At 70.8% G+C, this 14,146-nt stretch carries 14 protein-coding genes and 1 tRNA gene; 7 read left to right on the top strand and 8 right to left on the bottom strand.

From position 1 onward, the window contains the following. The first annotated feature begins 46 nt into the window (after nt 1–46). A complete protein-coding gene (locus tag ACRDSK_RS11590; RefSeq protein WP_431440283.1) occupies nt 47–3,340 on the top strand; it encodes a GH92 family glycosyl hydrolase in 3,294 nt (1,097 codons plus the stop codon). Here the strand turns inward: ACRDSK_RS11590 and ACRDSK_RS11585 are convergent. The 5 genes from ACRDSK_RS11585 to ACRDSK_RS11565 all read right to left on the bottom strand — a co-directional run bounded on the left by ACRDSK_RS11585 (nt 3,333) and on the right by ACRDSK_RS11565 (nt 7,300). Further along, nucleotides 3,333–3,968 carry a hypothetical protein gene (locus ACRDSK_RS11585; protein ID WP_431440282.1) on the bottom strand — a complete coding sequence of 212 codons (636 nt, stop codon included), beginning with the start codon at nt 3,966–3,968 and terminating at the stop codon, nt 3,333–3,335. The two genes, ACRDSK_RS11590 and ACRDSK_RS11585, sit on opposite strands and share 8 nt — an antisense overlap. A 124-nt stretch (nt 3,969–4,092) precedes the next feature. Beyond that, entirely contained in the window at nt 4,093–4,800 is a 708-nt protein-coding gene (locus tag ACRDSK_RS11580) for a histidine phosphatase family protein (protein WP_431440281.1), read from the bottom strand. Nucleotides 4,801–4,813: 13 nt separating this feature from the next. Beyond that, complete coding sequence (locus ACRDSK_RS11575; protein ID WP_431440280.1) at nt 4,814–5,653, bottom strand: undecaprenyl-diphosphate phosphatase; 840 nt, start codon at nt 5,651–5,653, stop codon at nt 4,814–4,816. 77 nt (nt 5,654–5,730) lie between these two features. Then, complete coding sequence (locus tag ACRDSK_RS11570; RefSeq protein WP_431440278.1) at nt 5,731–6,777, bottom strand: LLM class F420-dependent oxidoreductase; 1,047 nt, start codon at nt 6,775–6,777, stop codon at nt 5,731–5,733. A gap of 79 nt (nt 6,778–6,856) precedes the next feature. Beyond that, on the bottom strand, nt 6,857–7,300 hold the full coding sequence (locus ACRDSK_RS11565; protein ID WP_431440277.1) for a DUF4333 domain-containing protein: 444 nt from the start codon (nt 7,298–7,300) through the stop codon (nt 6,857–6,859). A gap of 94 nt (nt 7,301–7,394) precedes the next feature. Here ACRDSK_RS11565 and ACRDSK_RS11560 point away from each other — a divergent pair, with 94 nt between their 5' ends. From ACRDSK_RS11560 to ACRDSK_RS11545, 4 genes are all read left to right on the top strand, one after another. Then, on the top strand, nt 7,395–8,372 hold the full coding sequence (locus tag ACRDSK_RS11560) for an aldo/keto reductase (RefSeq protein ID WP_431440275.1): 978 nt from the start codon (nt 7,395–7,397) through the stop codon (nt 8,370–8,372). A 66-nt stretch (nt 8,373–8,438) separates the two neighbouring features. Then, the gene (locus ACRDSK_RS11555) at nt 8,439–9,110 is read left to right on the top strand and encodes a carbonic anhydrase (RefSeq protein WP_431440273.1); all 672 of its coding nucleotides are present in this window, start codon (nt 8,439–8,441) and stop codon (nt 9,108–9,110) included. Between the two features lie 157 nt (nt 9,111–9,267). Next, nucleotides 9,268–10,284: a YncE family protein gene (locus ACRDSK_RS11550; protein WP_431440272.1), complete on the top strand. Its 1,017-nt coding sequence runs from the start codon at nt 9,268–9,270 to the stop codon at nt 10,282–10,284. After that, nucleotides 10,281–10,496 (top strand): DUF5703 family protein, encoded by a 216-nt coding sequence (locus tag ACRDSK_RS11545; RefSeq protein ID WP_431440270.1) that lies wholly within the window; start codon nt 10,281–10,283, stop codon nt 10,494–10,496. Before ACRDSK_RS11550 ends, ACRDSK_RS11545 begins: the two co-directional genes overlap by 4 nt. A gap of 6 nt (nt 10,497–10,502) precedes the next feature. Here the strand turns inward: ACRDSK_RS11545 and ACRDSK_RS11540 are convergent, their stop codons facing one another. Then, nucleotides 10,503–11,048, bottom strand: coding sequence for a DUF2231 domain-containing protein (locus tag ACRDSK_RS11540; RefSeq protein ID WP_431440268.1), 546 nt, complete (start codon nt 11,046–11,048; stop codon nt 10,503–10,505). 125 nt (nt 11,049–11,173) lie between these two features. After that, nucleotides 11,174–12,496: a M20/M25/M40 family metallo-hydrolase gene (locus tag ACRDSK_RS11535; RefSeq protein ID WP_431440267.1), complete on the bottom strand. Its 1,323-nt coding sequence runs from the start codon at nt 12,494–12,496 to the stop codon at nt 11,174–11,176. Between the two features lie 73 nt (nt 12,497–12,569). Here ACRDSK_RS11535 and ACRDSK_RS11530 point away from each other — a divergent pair. Further along, nucleotides 12,570–12,653 (top strand) — tRNA-Leu (locus tag ACRDSK_RS11530). Here the strand turns inward: ACRDSK_RS11530 and ACRDSK_RS11525 are convergent. Beyond that, on the bottom strand, nt 12,635–13,471 hold the full coding sequence (locus ACRDSK_RS11525; RefSeq protein ID WP_431440265.1) for a hypothetical protein: 837 nt from the start codon (nt 13,469–13,471) through the stop codon (nt 12,635–12,637). The genes ACRDSK_RS11530 and ACRDSK_RS11525 overlap by 19 nt on opposite strands. Nucleotides 13,472–13,735: 264 nt before the next feature. Here ACRDSK_RS11525 and ACRDSK_RS11520 point away from each other — a divergent pair, with 264 nt between their 5' ends. Continuing rightward, on the top strand, nt 13,736–13,951 hold the full coding sequence (locus ACRDSK_RS11520; protein WP_431440264.1) for a hypothetical protein: 216 nt from the start codon (nt 13,736–13,738) through the stop codon (nt 13,949–13,951). Nucleotides 13,952–14,146: the final 195 nt, after the last annotated feature.

The following is a 14,146-nucleotide window of genomic DNA, read 5'->3' as shown; positions in this document are numbered from 1 at the left end:
CCGACGGGCGATCTAGGGCGATCTAGTGTGTGAGGAGCGTCGCGGAATGAGTGCTCGGGGTTTCTTCTCGTCGTTCGAGAACACCGACCCCCCGCTGACCTGGATCGACGTCGTCGACATCGGCGAGAACGGCCGGCGCGCGGCCGGCGCCACGATGAGTACCCGCGAGGGCGGCGGTCCCGCGAAGCCCTACACGGCGAAGGCTGGCGTCGGCTTCACCGGCACCCGGGCGCTGCGCTTCCAGGGCTCGCACGCCGCCCGCGGGCCCGCGCACGTGGTGAACAAGCTGTTCCTCGTCGACATGCTGGTCGCGCGGGACACCGAGCTCTCGTACGTGATCTTCCCGGAGCTGCTCGGCGACGACCTGCGCTACCCCAGCACCTTCGTCTCCGTCGACCTGGCCTTCGAGGACGGCACCCGGTTGTCCGAGCTCGGCCTGACCGACCAGCTCGGCTTCGGCTGGACGCCACGCGCGCAGGGCGAGTCCCGCGCGCTCGCGCCCGGCCAGTGGAACCACCGGTCGGTGCGGATCGGCCAGGTCGCCGAGGGCAAGGTGGTGGCCAAGGTGCTGCTCGGCTACGACAGCCCGACCGGTCCCGCGGAGTTCGCCGGCTGGGTCGACGACATCGCGATCGTCGACCGGCCCCGGCCCGAGCCGCGCCGGCCCGCCGACTACGTGGTCACCACCCGCGGCACCAACTCCACCCGCGGCTACTCGCGCGGCAACACCCTTCCCGCGACCGCCCTCCCACACGGGTTCAACTTCTGGACCCCGGTGACCGACGCCGCCGCGTTGGACTGGATCTACAGCTACCAGCGGCACAACAACGACCGGAACCTGCCGGCGGTGCAGGCCCTGTCGGTCAGCCACCAGCCCAGTCCCTGGCTGGGCGACCGGCAGACCTTCCAGGTGCTCCCCTCGGCCGCGGCCCGCAGGCCGCGCGCCGGGCGCCGCGCGCGGGCGCTGACCTTCCGGCACCGCAACGAGATCGCCCGCCCGCACCACTACGGCGTCCGGTTCACCAACGGCATCCGCGCCGACATCGCGCCCACCGACCACGCGGCGCTGCTGCGGTTCACGTTCCCCGGCGAGGACGCCAACCTGATCTTCGACAACATCGGCCGGCAGGGTCGGCTCACCCTGGACCCAGTCGGCGGCACCGTGTCCGGCTACTCGGACGTCCGAAGTGGACTGTCCGCCGGCGCGACCCGGATGTTCTTCCACGCCACCTTCGACCGCCCGGTCGCCGGCGGCGGACACCTGTGGCGATGGCCGTTCACCCGGCGGGTCACCGGCTACCTGCGCTTCGAGCCCGACCCGGCCGGCGAGACCACCGTGACGATGCGGGTCGCCACCTCGCTGATCAGCGTGTCGCAGGCCCGGCGCAACCTGTGGCTGGAGATCGCCGACGACGACACGTTCGACACCGTGCGCGAGCGCGCCGCGCAGGCCTGGGACGAACGGCTCGGCCGGATCCAGGTCGAGGGCGCCAGCGAGGACCAGCTCGTCACGCTGTACTCCAACCTCTACCGCCTGCACCTCTACCCCAACCGCATCCACGAGAACACCGGCACCGCCGACGCGCCGGCCCACGCCTATGCGAGCCCGTTCACCAAGCCCGCCAAGAAGGACACGCCCACCCAGACCGGCGCGGCGCTGGTGTCCGGCCGGGCCTACGTGAACAACGGCTTCTGGGACACCTACCGCACGGCCTGGCCCGCCCACGCGCTGCTCGACCCCGTCCACTGTGGAGAGCTGATCGCCGGGTTCGTCCAGCAGTACACCGACGGCGGCTGGATCTCGCGCTGGTCCTCCCCCGGCCACGCCGACCTGATGACCGGCACCAGCTCCGACGTGGCGTTCGCCGACGCCTACCTCAAGGGCGTGCGCGGCTTCGACGTCCAGGCCGCCTACGAGGCGGCGCTGCGCAACGCGACGGTCGCCCCGCCCGACGACTCGGTCGGCCGCAAGGGACTCGGCCGGTCGATCTTCCTCGGCTACACGCCCGCTTCGACCGAGTCCGGCCTGTCCTGGACGCTCGAGGGCTGCCTCAACGACTTCGGCATCGCCAACCTCGCGGCGATGCTCGGCGACAAGGACAACCACGAGTACTTCCTCGACCGGGCGTTGCACTACGTCCACTCCTTCGACCAGAGCACCGGCTTCTTCCAGGGGCGGCGGGACAACGGCCACTGGCGGTACTCGGCGAACCAGTTCGACCCGCGCGCGTGGGGCGGGGACTACGTGGAGACGAACGCCTGGAACACCGCGTTCAGCGTGCCGCACGACGGCGCCGGGCTCGCCGGCCTGCACGGCGGCCGGCACGCGCTCGCCGCGAAGCTCGACGAGTTCTTCGCGACGCCGGAGACCGGTCGGGCGCGGGGGAAGTACTGGCGGGCGATCCACGAGATGGCCGAGGCGCGCGACGTGCGGATGGGCCAGTACGGGCACAGCAACCAGCCCTCGCACCACATCCCGTACATGTACGCCTTTGCCGGCGCGCCGTGGCGCACACAGGAGAAGGTGCGCGACGTGCTGGCCCGGCTCTACTCCGGCAGCGAGATCGGCCAGGGCTACCTCGGCGACGAGGACAACGGCGAGATGTCCGCGTGGTGGCTGTTCGGCGCGCTCGGCTTCTACCCGCTGCGGGTCGGCAGCCCCGAGTACGTCATCGGCTCACCGCTGTTCCGCAAGGCCACGGTGACGCTCGCCAACGGGGCCGAGATCGTGGTCAACGCGCCGAACAACAGCCCCGCCAACGTGTACGTGACCGGGCTGCGGGTCGACGGCGAGTCCTATGACAAGGCCTACCTGCCGCACGAGATGCTCGCGAACGGGGCGGTGCTGGACTTCGAGCTGGGCCCCGCGCCGAGCGGCTGGGGCAGCGGGCCGGACGCGCTGCCGCCGTCGATCACCCGTGCGGACACGCTGCCGAAGCCGATGCACGACATCACCGACGAGGGCTTCGGCGAGGGCAGCGACGGGGTGAACGTGTCGGCGCTGTTCGACGACACGAGCCAGACCCAGGTCGTGTTCAAGTCGCCGACCGCCTGGATCAGCTACCGAACCACGGTCGACCCGGCGACCGTGCGGTTCTACACGCTGACCTCGGGCACCAAACGCGACGACCCGCGCAGCTGGACGCTGCGCGGGTCGGTCGACGGGTCGAACTGGGTGGTGCTGGACGAGCGCAGTCGGGAGACCTTCCCCTGGCGCCGCCAGACGAGGGCGTTCGCCGTGGCCAGCCCCGGCTCGTACGTCCACTACCGCCTGGACATCACGGAGAACACCGGCACCCCGACCATCTCCCTCGCCCAGCTCGAGTTGTTGGCTACCTAGGCGGGCCGGTCCTGGACGCGACGTAGGCCTTGTTCGCCGAGCCGAGCGACAAGACGAGCGCCACGATCGGCATCACGATCAACACGACCGGGACCACCGGGGCCGCACCGCGGACCATCCAGTAGATGCACAGGACGATCTGCAGGCCCATCGCGATCATGAACAGCGGCCCCGCGGTGCCCGCCATCAGCTTCACGCCGCCGTAGATGAGCAGGCCGACGCCGATCAGCTGCACGATCGACACGATCCAGGCCTCGGCGAGGCCGGCGCCGATGTCGATGCCGCCCGCCGATGCCTCCGCCTCGTCGCGGACGGACTCGATCGCGGCGAGACCGAGCATCAGGATGCCGGAGGTGATCAGCGTGATGCCACCCTGCACGAAGGCCAGCACGGCCGCGGCCGTCGTCCCGCCGGGCCGGGTGACCGGGCCGCCGTACTCCTGCGGCGCCTGCGGCATGCTGCCGTAGCCCTGCTGGTAGTTCGGCGCCTGGGGGGCCTGCGGGAAACCACCACTACCCGGCTGCTGCTGGAACCCCCCACTGCCTGGATAGTTGCCGCCCGGCTGCTGCTGGAACCCGCCACCGCCCGGGTTGTTGCCGCCCGGCTGCTGGCCGTATGGCTGTGTCATGGAATCTCCTCGAAGGTCCGCCATGGCGGAGCGCAAATGGTGCACGAATACTGGCACAGCCACCCCGCCGAACCTGCGGATTTCACCCATATCGTGACGGGTGTCGTGGAGGGTCGTCACATGATCACGCGGAGCGACCGGTGGCCCCTCCCGGCACCGCGTCCCCGGCGGGCGGCTCGTCCCCCGCGGGCTCCGGCTCCGGCGGCACGATGCTCGCGAGCTCGCCCCCGGTGTCGTTGACCCGCAGCACGAACGGGCGCGTGTCGGTGTACTGGACGACCGACACCGAGGCCGGGTTGACCACGATCCGCTGGAACGAGTCCAGGTGCTGGCCCAGCGCGTCCGCGATGATCGCCTTGAGCACGTCTCCGTGGCTGCACAGCAGCCACACCGCGCGCGGGCCGTGTTCGGCGGTGATCCGCGCGTCGTGCGCCCGCACCGCGGCCACCGCCCGCGTCTGCACGTTCGCCAGGCCCTCGCCGGCGGGGAACACCGCGGCCGACGGGTGCTGCTGCACCACCGACCACAGCTTCTCCTTGAACAGGGTCTTCAGCTCCCGGCCGGTCCACTCTCCATAGTCCACTTCGGACAGTGAGTCCTCGGTGACCGGGGCGAGCTCGCGGGCCTGCGCGAGCGGGGTGACGGTCTGCTCGCAGCGCAGCAGCGGCGAGGAGACGATGGCCGCGAGGGGCACCTGGGCGAGCCGGTCCACGAGGGCATCCGCCTGCGTGCGACCGGTCTCGTCGAGCTCGACGCCGGGTGAGCGGCCGGCGAGGACGCCGGAGCCGTTGGCGGTGGAGCGGGCGTGCCGGAGCAGTACGACGGTGGCCACGGCCGCCAGTAGATCACACCAGCGGACCGGCCTCGGGGTCCAGCAATCCGGTCATGACGAGGACGAGGATCAGCACGCCCAATGCGATGCGGTAGATGACGAACGGCAGGTAGCTGTGCGTCTTGATGAACCTCATCAGCCACGCGATCACCGCGAAGCCGACCAGGAACGCGACGATCGTGGCCACGATCGTCGGGCCCCACGCGGGTGCGGTGTCGCCGCCGATGTCGGTCAGCTGGTACAGGCCGGAGGCGAACACCGCGGGCACGGCGAGCAGGAACGCGTACTCGGTCGCCTCCTCCCGCTTGTAGCCGAGCAGGCGGCCGGCGGTGATCGTGCCGCCGGAGCGGGAGACACCGGGGATCAGCGCCAGCGCCTGGGCGAAGCCGAAGCCGAGACCGTGCGGCACGGTGAGGTGGTCGAGGTCGCGCTCACGCCGGCCGTAGTGGTCGGCGATGCCGAGCAGGATGCCGAACACGATCAGGGTCATCGCGATCAGGCGCAGGTCGCGGAACGCGCTCTCGATCTCGTCCTCGAACAGCAGGCCGAGGATCGCGATCGGCAGCGTGCCGATGATCACCAGCCAGCCCATCCGCGCGTCCGGGTCGTCGGACCACGTCGACGGCCGGCGCAGCGAGCGGAACCAGGCGACCAGGACGCGCCCGATCTTGTTTCGGAAGTACAAGATCACGGCGGTCTCCGTGCCGAGCTGGGTGACCGCGGTGAACGCCGCGCCGGGGTCGTCCCAGCCCGCGAACGCGGCACTGATGCGCAGGTGCGCACTGGAGGAGATGGGAAGGAACTCGGTGAGTCCCTGAATGAGACCGAGAACGATGGCTTCGAGCCAGCTCACGACATCCCCTCGCAGGCTCGGTGATGCCGCTCGCGGTCGCCCTGTGTTCGACTATTCGCTCCGCAAGCTCCGCTCAACTACCCAACCCCCGCGAGATCCAGAGCCTCCACCGCGACCCGCAGGGCCGTGATGCTTTGCTCGAGATCTTGCAGTACCGGCGAAACCGTCAGCGTGGTGACCCCCGACTCGGCGAGGGCCTGCATCTTCTCCGCGACGCGCTCACGCGGCCCGAGCAGCGACGTCTGGTCCAGGAAGCCGAGCGGGACGGCGGCCGCGGCGGCCGCGTAGTCCCTCGCCAGGTACCGGTCCTGGATCTCGGCCGCCTCCGCCTCGTAGCCCATCCGGCAGGCGAGGTTGTTGTAGAAGTTCTGCTCGCGGCTGCCCATGCCGCCCACGTACAACGCCGCGTACGGCCGGACCTGGTCGGCCGCGGCCTGCCAGTCGTCTCCGACGACCAGCGGCGAGGTGGGGACGACGTCGAAGCCGTCCATCGTCTTGCCGGCCTTCTCGCGGCCCTGCCGGATCAGCTCGAGTGACTCGCGGGCGTACTCCGGGGAGTAGAAGATCGCCAGCCAGCCGTCCGCGATCTCGCCGGTGAGCTGGAGGTTCTTGGGGCCGATCGAGGCGAGGTAGATCGGGATCTGCTCGCGTACCGGGTGCACGATCAGCTTCAGCGGCTTGCCCGGCCCGTCCGGCAGCGGCAGCGTGAAGTGCTTGCCGTCGAACGAGACCCGCTCGCGGCGCAGCGCCTGCTTGACGATCGCGACGTACTCGCGGGTGCGGGCGAGCGGCTTGTCGAACTTGACGCCGTACCAGCCCTCGGAGACCTGCGGGCCGGACACGCCCAGGCCGAGCCGGAACCGGCCGCCGGAGAGCGTGTCCAGGGTCGCCGCGGTCATCGCGGCCATCGTCGGCCGGCGGGCGGGGATCTGCAGGATCGCGCTGCCGACGTCGATCCGCTCGGTGTGCGCGGCAACCCACGCGAGCACCGTCGGCACGTCGGAGCCGTAGGCCTCGGCCGCCCACGCGACCGAGAACCCGAGCCGATCCGCCTCCTTGGCCAGCTCGAGGTTGTTCGCGTCGTTGCCGGCACCCCAGTAGCCCAGGTTGAGTCCGAGTCGCATTCGGTGACCATACCGACGGTAGGTCCGCTTGCGCCTGTGACGTGGCCCGCCCCACGGGAGTTCCTGTCAGCGGGAACCGCTACCGCCTGCGCGGTTCGCCGACGTCGTACTCGCCGGCGCTGTTCCGGACAGTGACGTCGACCGTCGTCTCCCCCGGCTCGTCCCCGCCGAGCTCGATGGTGCAGGTGAACTCGTTGCCCGCCACGACCTCCTGGTCGGCGGGGCAGTCCACGCCCTCGATCTGGTCGGCGCTCATTCCGTAGTAGTTGATGAGGATCTGCTGGACGCCTCCGTCGCCTTCGAGCGCGGACTCGTGAAACAGCTTCTTGGCGGACTGGCTGGGAGTGGCGGTGGGCCAGGCCGCTGCGGGAGGTTCCGGCGCGGGGTCGGAGTCCTGGTTCAGTAGCGCGACGGTGATGCTGGCCGTCGCCCCGATGAGCGCGGCCACGATCGTGCCCGCCACAGCGATCTTGGCGGCGGTGATCGTCGCCTCGGGCTTGCCGTCACCCCGTTGCTGCGCCACGACCGTGGAGTTTATCCACTGTCGTGGCCGGCGATCCGACTCGCCTCCGGGGTGCCTGCCAGCGACAACACGATCATCCGCATAGGCTTCCCCGGTGGAGCAACGACACCTCGGGCACAGCGGGCTGCGCGTGTCCAGGATCGGCCTGGGCACGATGACCTGGGGCCAGGACACCGACGCCGACGAGGCGGCGAGCCAGCTGGTCGCGTTCGCCGACCTGGGCGGCACGCTCATCGACACCGCGGACGTCTACAACGACGGCGAGGCGGAGCGGATCCTGGGCTCGCTGCTTGACGACCTGGTGCCCCGGCAGGACGTCGTGCTCGCCACGAAGGCGGTGGCCCGGCGCGACGAGGGCCCGTTCGGCGGCGGCGCCTCCCGTGGCGCGCTGCTCACCGCGCTCGAGGGGTCGCTGCGCCGGCTCGGCGTGGACCACGTCGACCTGTGGCAGCTGCACGCGTGGGACGCCGCGGTCCCCATCGAGGAGACGCTCGCCGCCGTCGACCACGCGGTGTCCAGCGGCAAGGTCCGCTACGCCGGCGTGTCGAACTACTCCGGCTGGCAGCTCGGCACCGCCGCCCAGCTGCAGCGCACCAAGCCGTTCGCCCCGCCGATCGTCAGCACGATGATGGAGTACTCGCTGCTCGAACGCGGCCTCGAGCGCGAGGTCGGCCCGGCCGCGGCGCACCACGGGATCGGCCTGCTGGCCTGGGCGCCGCTCGGCCGCGGTGTGCTCACCGGCAAGTACCGCGCCGCCACGCCGGCCGACTCGCGCGGCGCGTCCACCCACTACGGGCCCTACGTCGAGCACCACCGCACCGAGCGGGCGGCGCGCATCGTGCAGGCCGTGGTCACGGCGGCCGACGGGCTCGCCACCTCTCCCCTGTCGGTGGCGCTCGCCTGGGTGCGCGACCGCCCCGGGGTGGCCTCCGCGGTCGTCGGTGCGCGGGACACCGGGCAGCTGCTTGGCTCGCTCGTGTCCGAGGAGCTGACCCTCCCGGCGGCGATCCGTGCCGCGCTGGACGACGTCAGCGACATCGAGCTCGGCTACCCGGAGACCCGGCTCGGCTGACCCCGTTGGGCTGATCGTGGCCGCCTCCGCTGGCAGTCGGGTCGCGGGGTCGGAATCGTCTCCGGCATGGACTCCGCGAACCTGAGCCGCCGCTCGCTGCTGGCCCTCGGCGGCGCCGGTGTCCTCGCCTGCGCCGCCGCGTCGACTCCCATGGCCGCCGCCGACCCTACCGCCGCGATGTCCGGCGACCCGTGGGCTCGGCTCGTCGCGGGCAACGCGCGGTTCGCCGCCGGCCTGCCCGCCCACCCCCGCCAAGACCCCGCGTACCGGCGGAGCCTGGTGGCCGGACAGCAGCCGTTCGCGTGCGTGCTCGGCTGCGCCGACTCGCGGGTGCCCGCCGAGCTGCTGTTCGACCAGGGCCTCGGCGACCTGTTCACCGTGCGCGCGGTCGGCGAGGTCCTCGACGACGCGGTGGTCGGCAGCATCGAGTACGCCGTCGAGCACCTCGGCGTGCGGCTGGTCGTGGTGATCGGCCACTCGGGTTGTGGTGCGGTCAAGGCGGCCGTCGAGCTGGTACACGGCACGAGCGAGGTCACCGGCTCGGTCAGTACCGTGGCGCGGGCGATCGAGGCGACCGTGCGCGCCACGCCGGAGCAGCCGGACTTCCTCGCCGCCTGCGTGCGCAACCAGGCGAGCCGGGTCGCCGAGGAGCTGCCGCGCCGGTCGAGCCTGCTGCACGACGCGGACATCGTGCCGGCGGTCTACGACCTCGCGAGCGGCCTCGTCCGCCGGCACTGACGCGCGGTAACCGAACCCGCCGTCAGACATCCCGAAACAGGGGTTAGCGTCGCGGGCGGGTTTGGAGCATGCTGGAGGGAACGTCCCGACGGTGTGACGCACGGTGTTCGACCACCATGCGCCGTCACCGTCGGGTCGGCGAACGTGTCGGAGGTCGATGTTGCGTCGCATGGTGGTCGTGGTGCTCGGGTGCTGTGCCGCGGTCGGAACGGCTTGCTCTTCTGGCGAGCCCAGCGACGAGCTGATGGTGTCGGACGATCCCGCCGCGGCAACCGCGGCACGATCGCCGGCGGCCACGGCCGAACCGGCGGGTTCGGTGCGCGCGCTGCCCGGCACGCCGACCGCCATGATCGTCGACGCCGACACCAGGTTGCTCGCGGTCGCCGTCGACGAGCCGCCGGCGGTGCTCCTCTACCCGCTCGACGACGCCGGCTCGCCGGCCTCGCCAAGGAAGGTCCCGCTGCCCGGGCCGGCGGACACGCTGAGCCTGGCCCGCCCCGGCGGCCCGCTGCTCGCCGCGGCCGGCTCGTCCGGCGAGCTGGTCCGAATCGCGCTGCCCGGCGGGTCGACCGCGCCGGCCGCCATCCGTGGCGAGCCGGTCAGCGCCGCGGACCTGGGCGACCGCACGCTCGTCGCCGTTCGTGACCGCAAGGCCGTCGCGGTGCTGGGCGGGGACAAGGTCTACCGGATGATCAGCGGCGGGCTCGCCAGTGCCGACCAGGTGCTGTCGACCGGTGAGGGCGCGGTGGTCTTCGACCGGCTGCGCAACGCGCTGTTCGAGGTCGACGTGCGGGCCGGCTCGGTCGACGAGGGGCTGCGCACCGGCGAGGGCTCGACGAACGCCGTGACCGACCGGTTCGGCCGAGTGTTGGTCGCCGACACCAAGGGCGGCGCGCTGATGGCGTTCTCGCTGGACCCGCTGCTGATGCGGCAGCGGTACCCGGTGCCGGGAGCGCCGTACGGGCTCGCCTACGACCCGAAGCGGGACCTGCTCTGGGTGACGCTCACCGCGACGAACGAGGTCGTCGGCTTCGACGTCGCGGGCGGCGAGCCAGAGGAGAAGCACCGCTTTCCGACCGTGGAGCAGCCGAACAACGTTGCCGTGGACCCGATCAGCGGGCGCGTGATCGTCGCGTCCGCCACAGGAAAGGGAATTCAGGTGATTGCCGTATGAGTGCAGACGGGGTGATTGACGGGGACTGGGAGTATCGGCCGTTGCGGCTACCGCCCGGAGTGTCGAGGCGCGCAGCGGCCACGCAGCTTTCCATCCATGCGGAGTTCGCGGGCTGGGAGCTGTCCAACGTTCGCCTGTACTCGGACGGAAGCCGACGGGTGCTGCTGAAGCGGCGGCGCTCCGTCGGCCTCCTGCCCGGGCTCAGTATCTAGTCCCCACTACTTGAGATTCTTGCCGACGTCCTCCCACACCGTGCGGGCGCCGGCATCGCCTACGCGGTAGATGTGGACGCCGGTGCCGACCGCGAGGCCGACGGTCGCGAGCGCTGCCACGATCATGGCCACGGACAGGCCGGTCGAGCGCCGGGTCTCGGTCGCCACCGGGCCGCCCCCGCCGCCGGGCTCGTCGAAGCCGGTGTCCGTCGCCGCCCGGCGCTGCGCCGCGTTGTGCACCAGCATCAGCGCCGTCACGGCCACGAACAGCCCGAGCGCCCACCAGAGCATGAGGCTCGCCAGCTCCTCGTGCCGGTCGATGAGGGGGTTGCCGCCGCCGAGCCCCTGCTTGAGGTTGTCACCACTCATCGTCGCGACGGGCACCAGCGCGGTGGCCACGGCCGCGGCCGCGACGGTCAGCCAGCCGAACCGCCGCCGCACGGCCGGCCAGACCGCGCAGAGGAGCGCGCCCAGCGACGCGATCGGCAGCAGGACCACCACGAAGTGCACGACGAGTGGATGTAGCGGAAGTCCGGTGATGGTTTCGGGCACGATTCCTCCGGTTGAGTCCGTAACGTCGGGTGCCGATTCTGGGGCCTGAGCGTCACTGGGGTTACGCGGCACGCCAGTAAAGGGTTCAACTACCCGACTTTCGGAGGGTCTGCGGTCGCTGAGCGTCAGCAGTTGCGAAGGAAGCGGTCGAGCACGCGGGTGCCGAACCGGACCGCCTCGACCGGGACGCGCTCGTCGACGCCGTGGAAGAGGGCGGGGAAGTCGAGGTCGGGCGGCAGCTTCAGCGGGGAGAAGCCGAAGCAGCGGATGCCGAGGGTGTGGAAGGCCTTGGAGTCGGTGCCGCCGGAAAGGACGTAGGGGATCGTCCGCCCGCCCGGGTCCTCGGCGACGACCGCGGCACTCATCGCCTCGACGAGCTCGCCGTCGAAGGTCGTCTCCACCGAGGGCAGGTGGGTGATCCATTCTCGTTCGACGTCCGGTCCGAGGATCTCGTCGAGCTCGCGTTCGAAGGCGGCCTCGCGGCCGGGGAGCACCCGGCAGTCCACGACGGCCTCGGCGACGGACGGGATGACATTGGCCTTGTAGCCGGCGTTGAGCATCGTCGGGTTGGCGGTATCGCGCAGTGTCGCGCCCACGATCCGGGCGAACGGCCCGAGCTTGGCCACCGAGCCGGCGAGGTCGTCCTCGTCGACCTCGACGCCGGTCAGTTCGGAGAGCGCGTTCAGGAACGTGCGGACGGAGTCGGTCACGACCAGGGGGAACTGGTGGGTGCCGAGGCGTGTCACGGCGGCGGCGAGCTTGGTGACGGCGTTGTCGTCGTGGAGCATCGAGCCGTGGCCCGCGCGCCCACGCACACGCAACCGCATCCAGGCGATCCCCTTCTCGGCGATCTCGATCATGTAGGCCCGCAGGTCGTCCGCGAGGGTCATCGAGAAGCCGCCCACCTCGCCGATCGCCTCGGTAACCCCGTCGAACAGCTCAGGCCGGTTCTGGACCAGCCACTGCGCCCCCAGCGCGCCGCCCGCCTCCTCGTCCGCGACGAACGCGAAGACCAGGTCGCGCGGTGGTGTGACTTGATCCCGCTTGAACCGCCGAGCGACGGCCAACATCATGCCGACCATGTCCTTCATGTCGACGGCGCCGCGGCCCCAGATGTAGCCGTCCTGGATCGCGCCGGAGAAGGGGTGCACGGACCACTCGGTGGGGTCGGCGGGCACGACGTCGAGGTGCCCGTGGATCAGCAGCGCGCCCCGGTCCGGATCGGCCCCCGAGAGCCGCGCGAAGACGTTCGACCGACCCGGTGCGCCGGACTCGATCAGTGTGGTCTCGTAGCCCACCGCCCGGAGCTTGCCGGCAACGAACTCGGCGGCCGCCCGCTCACCGACGGTGGTGTCCGGCTCCCCGGTGTTGGTCGTGTCGATGCGGATGAGCTCGCTGGTGAGCTGGACGGCCTCGTCCTGCGCCTGAGCGGTGGTGTCACTGGTCACGGGCCCTTCCTACCATCGCCCAAGCCCAGTTGGGCGACCCCCAACCCGTCCGATAGGCTATGCCGCACACCTGGTCCGAGTGGCGGAATGGCAGACGCGCTAGCTTGAGGTGCTAGTGCCCGACAAGGGCGTGGGGGTTCAAGTCCCCCCTCGGACACACTCGTTAGCTACACGCAAAGTCGTTGAGACGTGGACGCGTTGTTCGTCCGGTGCGTAGCGCAGTTCAAGTCCAATTGCGTCGTACAGCTTGTTGAGGCGTTCGGGCTGTGCGCTCGACAGGCTGGTGCCCAGCTCGCCGATCATGTCGATGCGGGCGTAGATCTCTGCGGCCGTTACCTGGCTCGGCTCGGGCAGGTTTTCCAACTCGGCTTTCGCCGCCGCTCCCTCCGCCTCGGCCGCGTTGATCGGCTCGACGAGCGCGACAGGGTTCACGCCTGCTTCGATGGCTGCCCGGTGCCGGCGGAGTCTCTTGTCGGCGTCCTTGAGTTTTGCCACGGCTCGCGTGCGCTGGCTGCGCGCGGCGATCAGCCGTGGGTTCGCCGCGACGATCGCGGCTACGGTCTGGTTGATGTGATCGCGGTCGTAGGCCTGCATGATCCAGTCGTTGAGCGGGTCGTTCACGTGATCCTCTCGGACGTTGACCGTCCGAGGGTGAGCAGTGAGCACCGGTGAGCCGGGTGCGATGGTGCGTGCCAGGCACCTGTAGTAGATGGTGTTGCGGATGGTGGCGGCGAGCATCTTCCGCTCGCAGAGGGTGCAGCGGAATCGACCGCGTAGGCGGTAGGGCCGGCTGGTGGTGAACGTGCGCCGGTCCAGCTTGCCGCGTCCTCGCATCCCGCCGGCTGCGCGTGATCGGCGCATGAGCTGTACTTGGGTGAAGGTGTCGACAGAAACGATCTCCGGTGCCAGACCACAGCCGATCACGTCTGTCCGCACCACGAGCTCATCCTGCCAGGTCGCATCGCCGCTGCTCATGGTGCAAACCGCGAGATGGTATCCCTCAGCGCCGACGTCGAGCGGGACCCGCCGCGGTTCGCGCCCGCCGCGCATCTGCTCTGCCGGTGGGTGGAGGGTTCGGTGGCTCACCCGGCCCCGCGTGCGGCTGCACGCCGAGGGCCGGCTCGCGGGGAGGCGTTCCGGCGAGCAGCAGGCCCTCGCCGCGCGAGTGACGGAGCCGGTCGACCGGCTCGAGGCGTTACACGCAGGCGACCGCCACGGAGACACTGCCCGCAGAACCTCATGGTTCCGAATGAAGACCCGAGCTCCTTCGTCGTCACCGACATCGACTGGCAATGCCCATTCGCCGTCGGGACCGACCTCGGCCAGCTGCTCGTCGGCCTCACCAACGCGGGCACCCTGCCGGTCCCCGCACTGCCCGCCCTGCACGAGGAGGTGATCGACGCCTACACCGACGGCCCGCGCACCGACGGACACGCTGTGCCCCAAGCCGAGTGAGCGGGCGGGAACCGCGAAGCGTCGAGCGACCGTAGCGCCGCATCGAACACGGCACCCGATCGTGCGTTCTAAGCGATGTCTCGTATTGATCTTGTTGTTGGTGTCGCGCGGGGTGAGTGGTGTAGTCAGCCGGTGATGGTGAGGTTGCGGAGAAACGCGATCCCGGACGCGGTTGCGGAGAGAGTGTGCGCGGCT

This window comes from Actinophytocola sp. (assembly GCF_050699915.1).
Lineage (GTDB): Bacteria > Actinomycetota > Actinomycetes > Mycobacteriales > Pseudonocardiaceae > Actinophytocola.
The sequence above is the reverse complement of the archived record's forward strand: the minus strand, read 5'-3'. Positions and strand labels throughout refer to the sequence as shown.

What these genes read in the sequence shown, in the direction of transcription:
- ACRDSK_RS11545 (WP_431440270.1), top strand. Translation starts at nt 10,281, where the DNA reads ATGAGTGCAGACGGGGTGATTGACGGGGACTGGGAGTATCGGCCGTTG.
- ACRDSK_RS11550 (WP_431440272.1), top strand. Translation starts at nt 9,268, where the DNA reads ATGTTGCGTCGCATGGTGGTCGTGGTGCTCGGGTGCTGTGCCGCGGTC.
- ACRDSK_RS11520 (WP_431440264.1), top strand. Translation starts at nt 13,736, where the DNA reads ATGGTTCCGAATGAAGACCCGAGCTCCTTCGTCGTCACCGACATCGAC.
- ACRDSK_RS11590 (WP_431440283.1), top strand. Translation starts at nt 47, where the DNA reads ATGAGTGCTCGGGGTTTCTTCTCGTCGTTCGAGAACACCGACCCCCCG.
- ACRDSK_RS11525 (WP_431440265.1), bottom strand. Translation starts at nt 13,471, where the DNA reads ATGAGCAGCGGCGATGCGACCTGGCAGGATGAGCTCGTGGTGCGGACA.
- ACRDSK_RS11570 (WP_431440278.1), bottom strand. Translation starts at nt 6,777, where the DNA reads ATGCGACTCGGACTCAACCTGGGCTACTGGGGTGCCGGCAACGACGCG.
- ACRDSK_RS11555 (WP_431440273.1), top strand. Translation starts at nt 8,439, where the DNA reads ATGGACTCCGCGAACCTGAGCCGCCGCTCGCTGCTGGCCCTCGGCGGC.
- ACRDSK_RS11585 (WP_431440282.1), bottom strand. Translation starts at nt 3,968, where the DNA reads ATGACACAGCCATACGGCCAGCAGCCGGGCGGCAACAACCCGGGCGGT.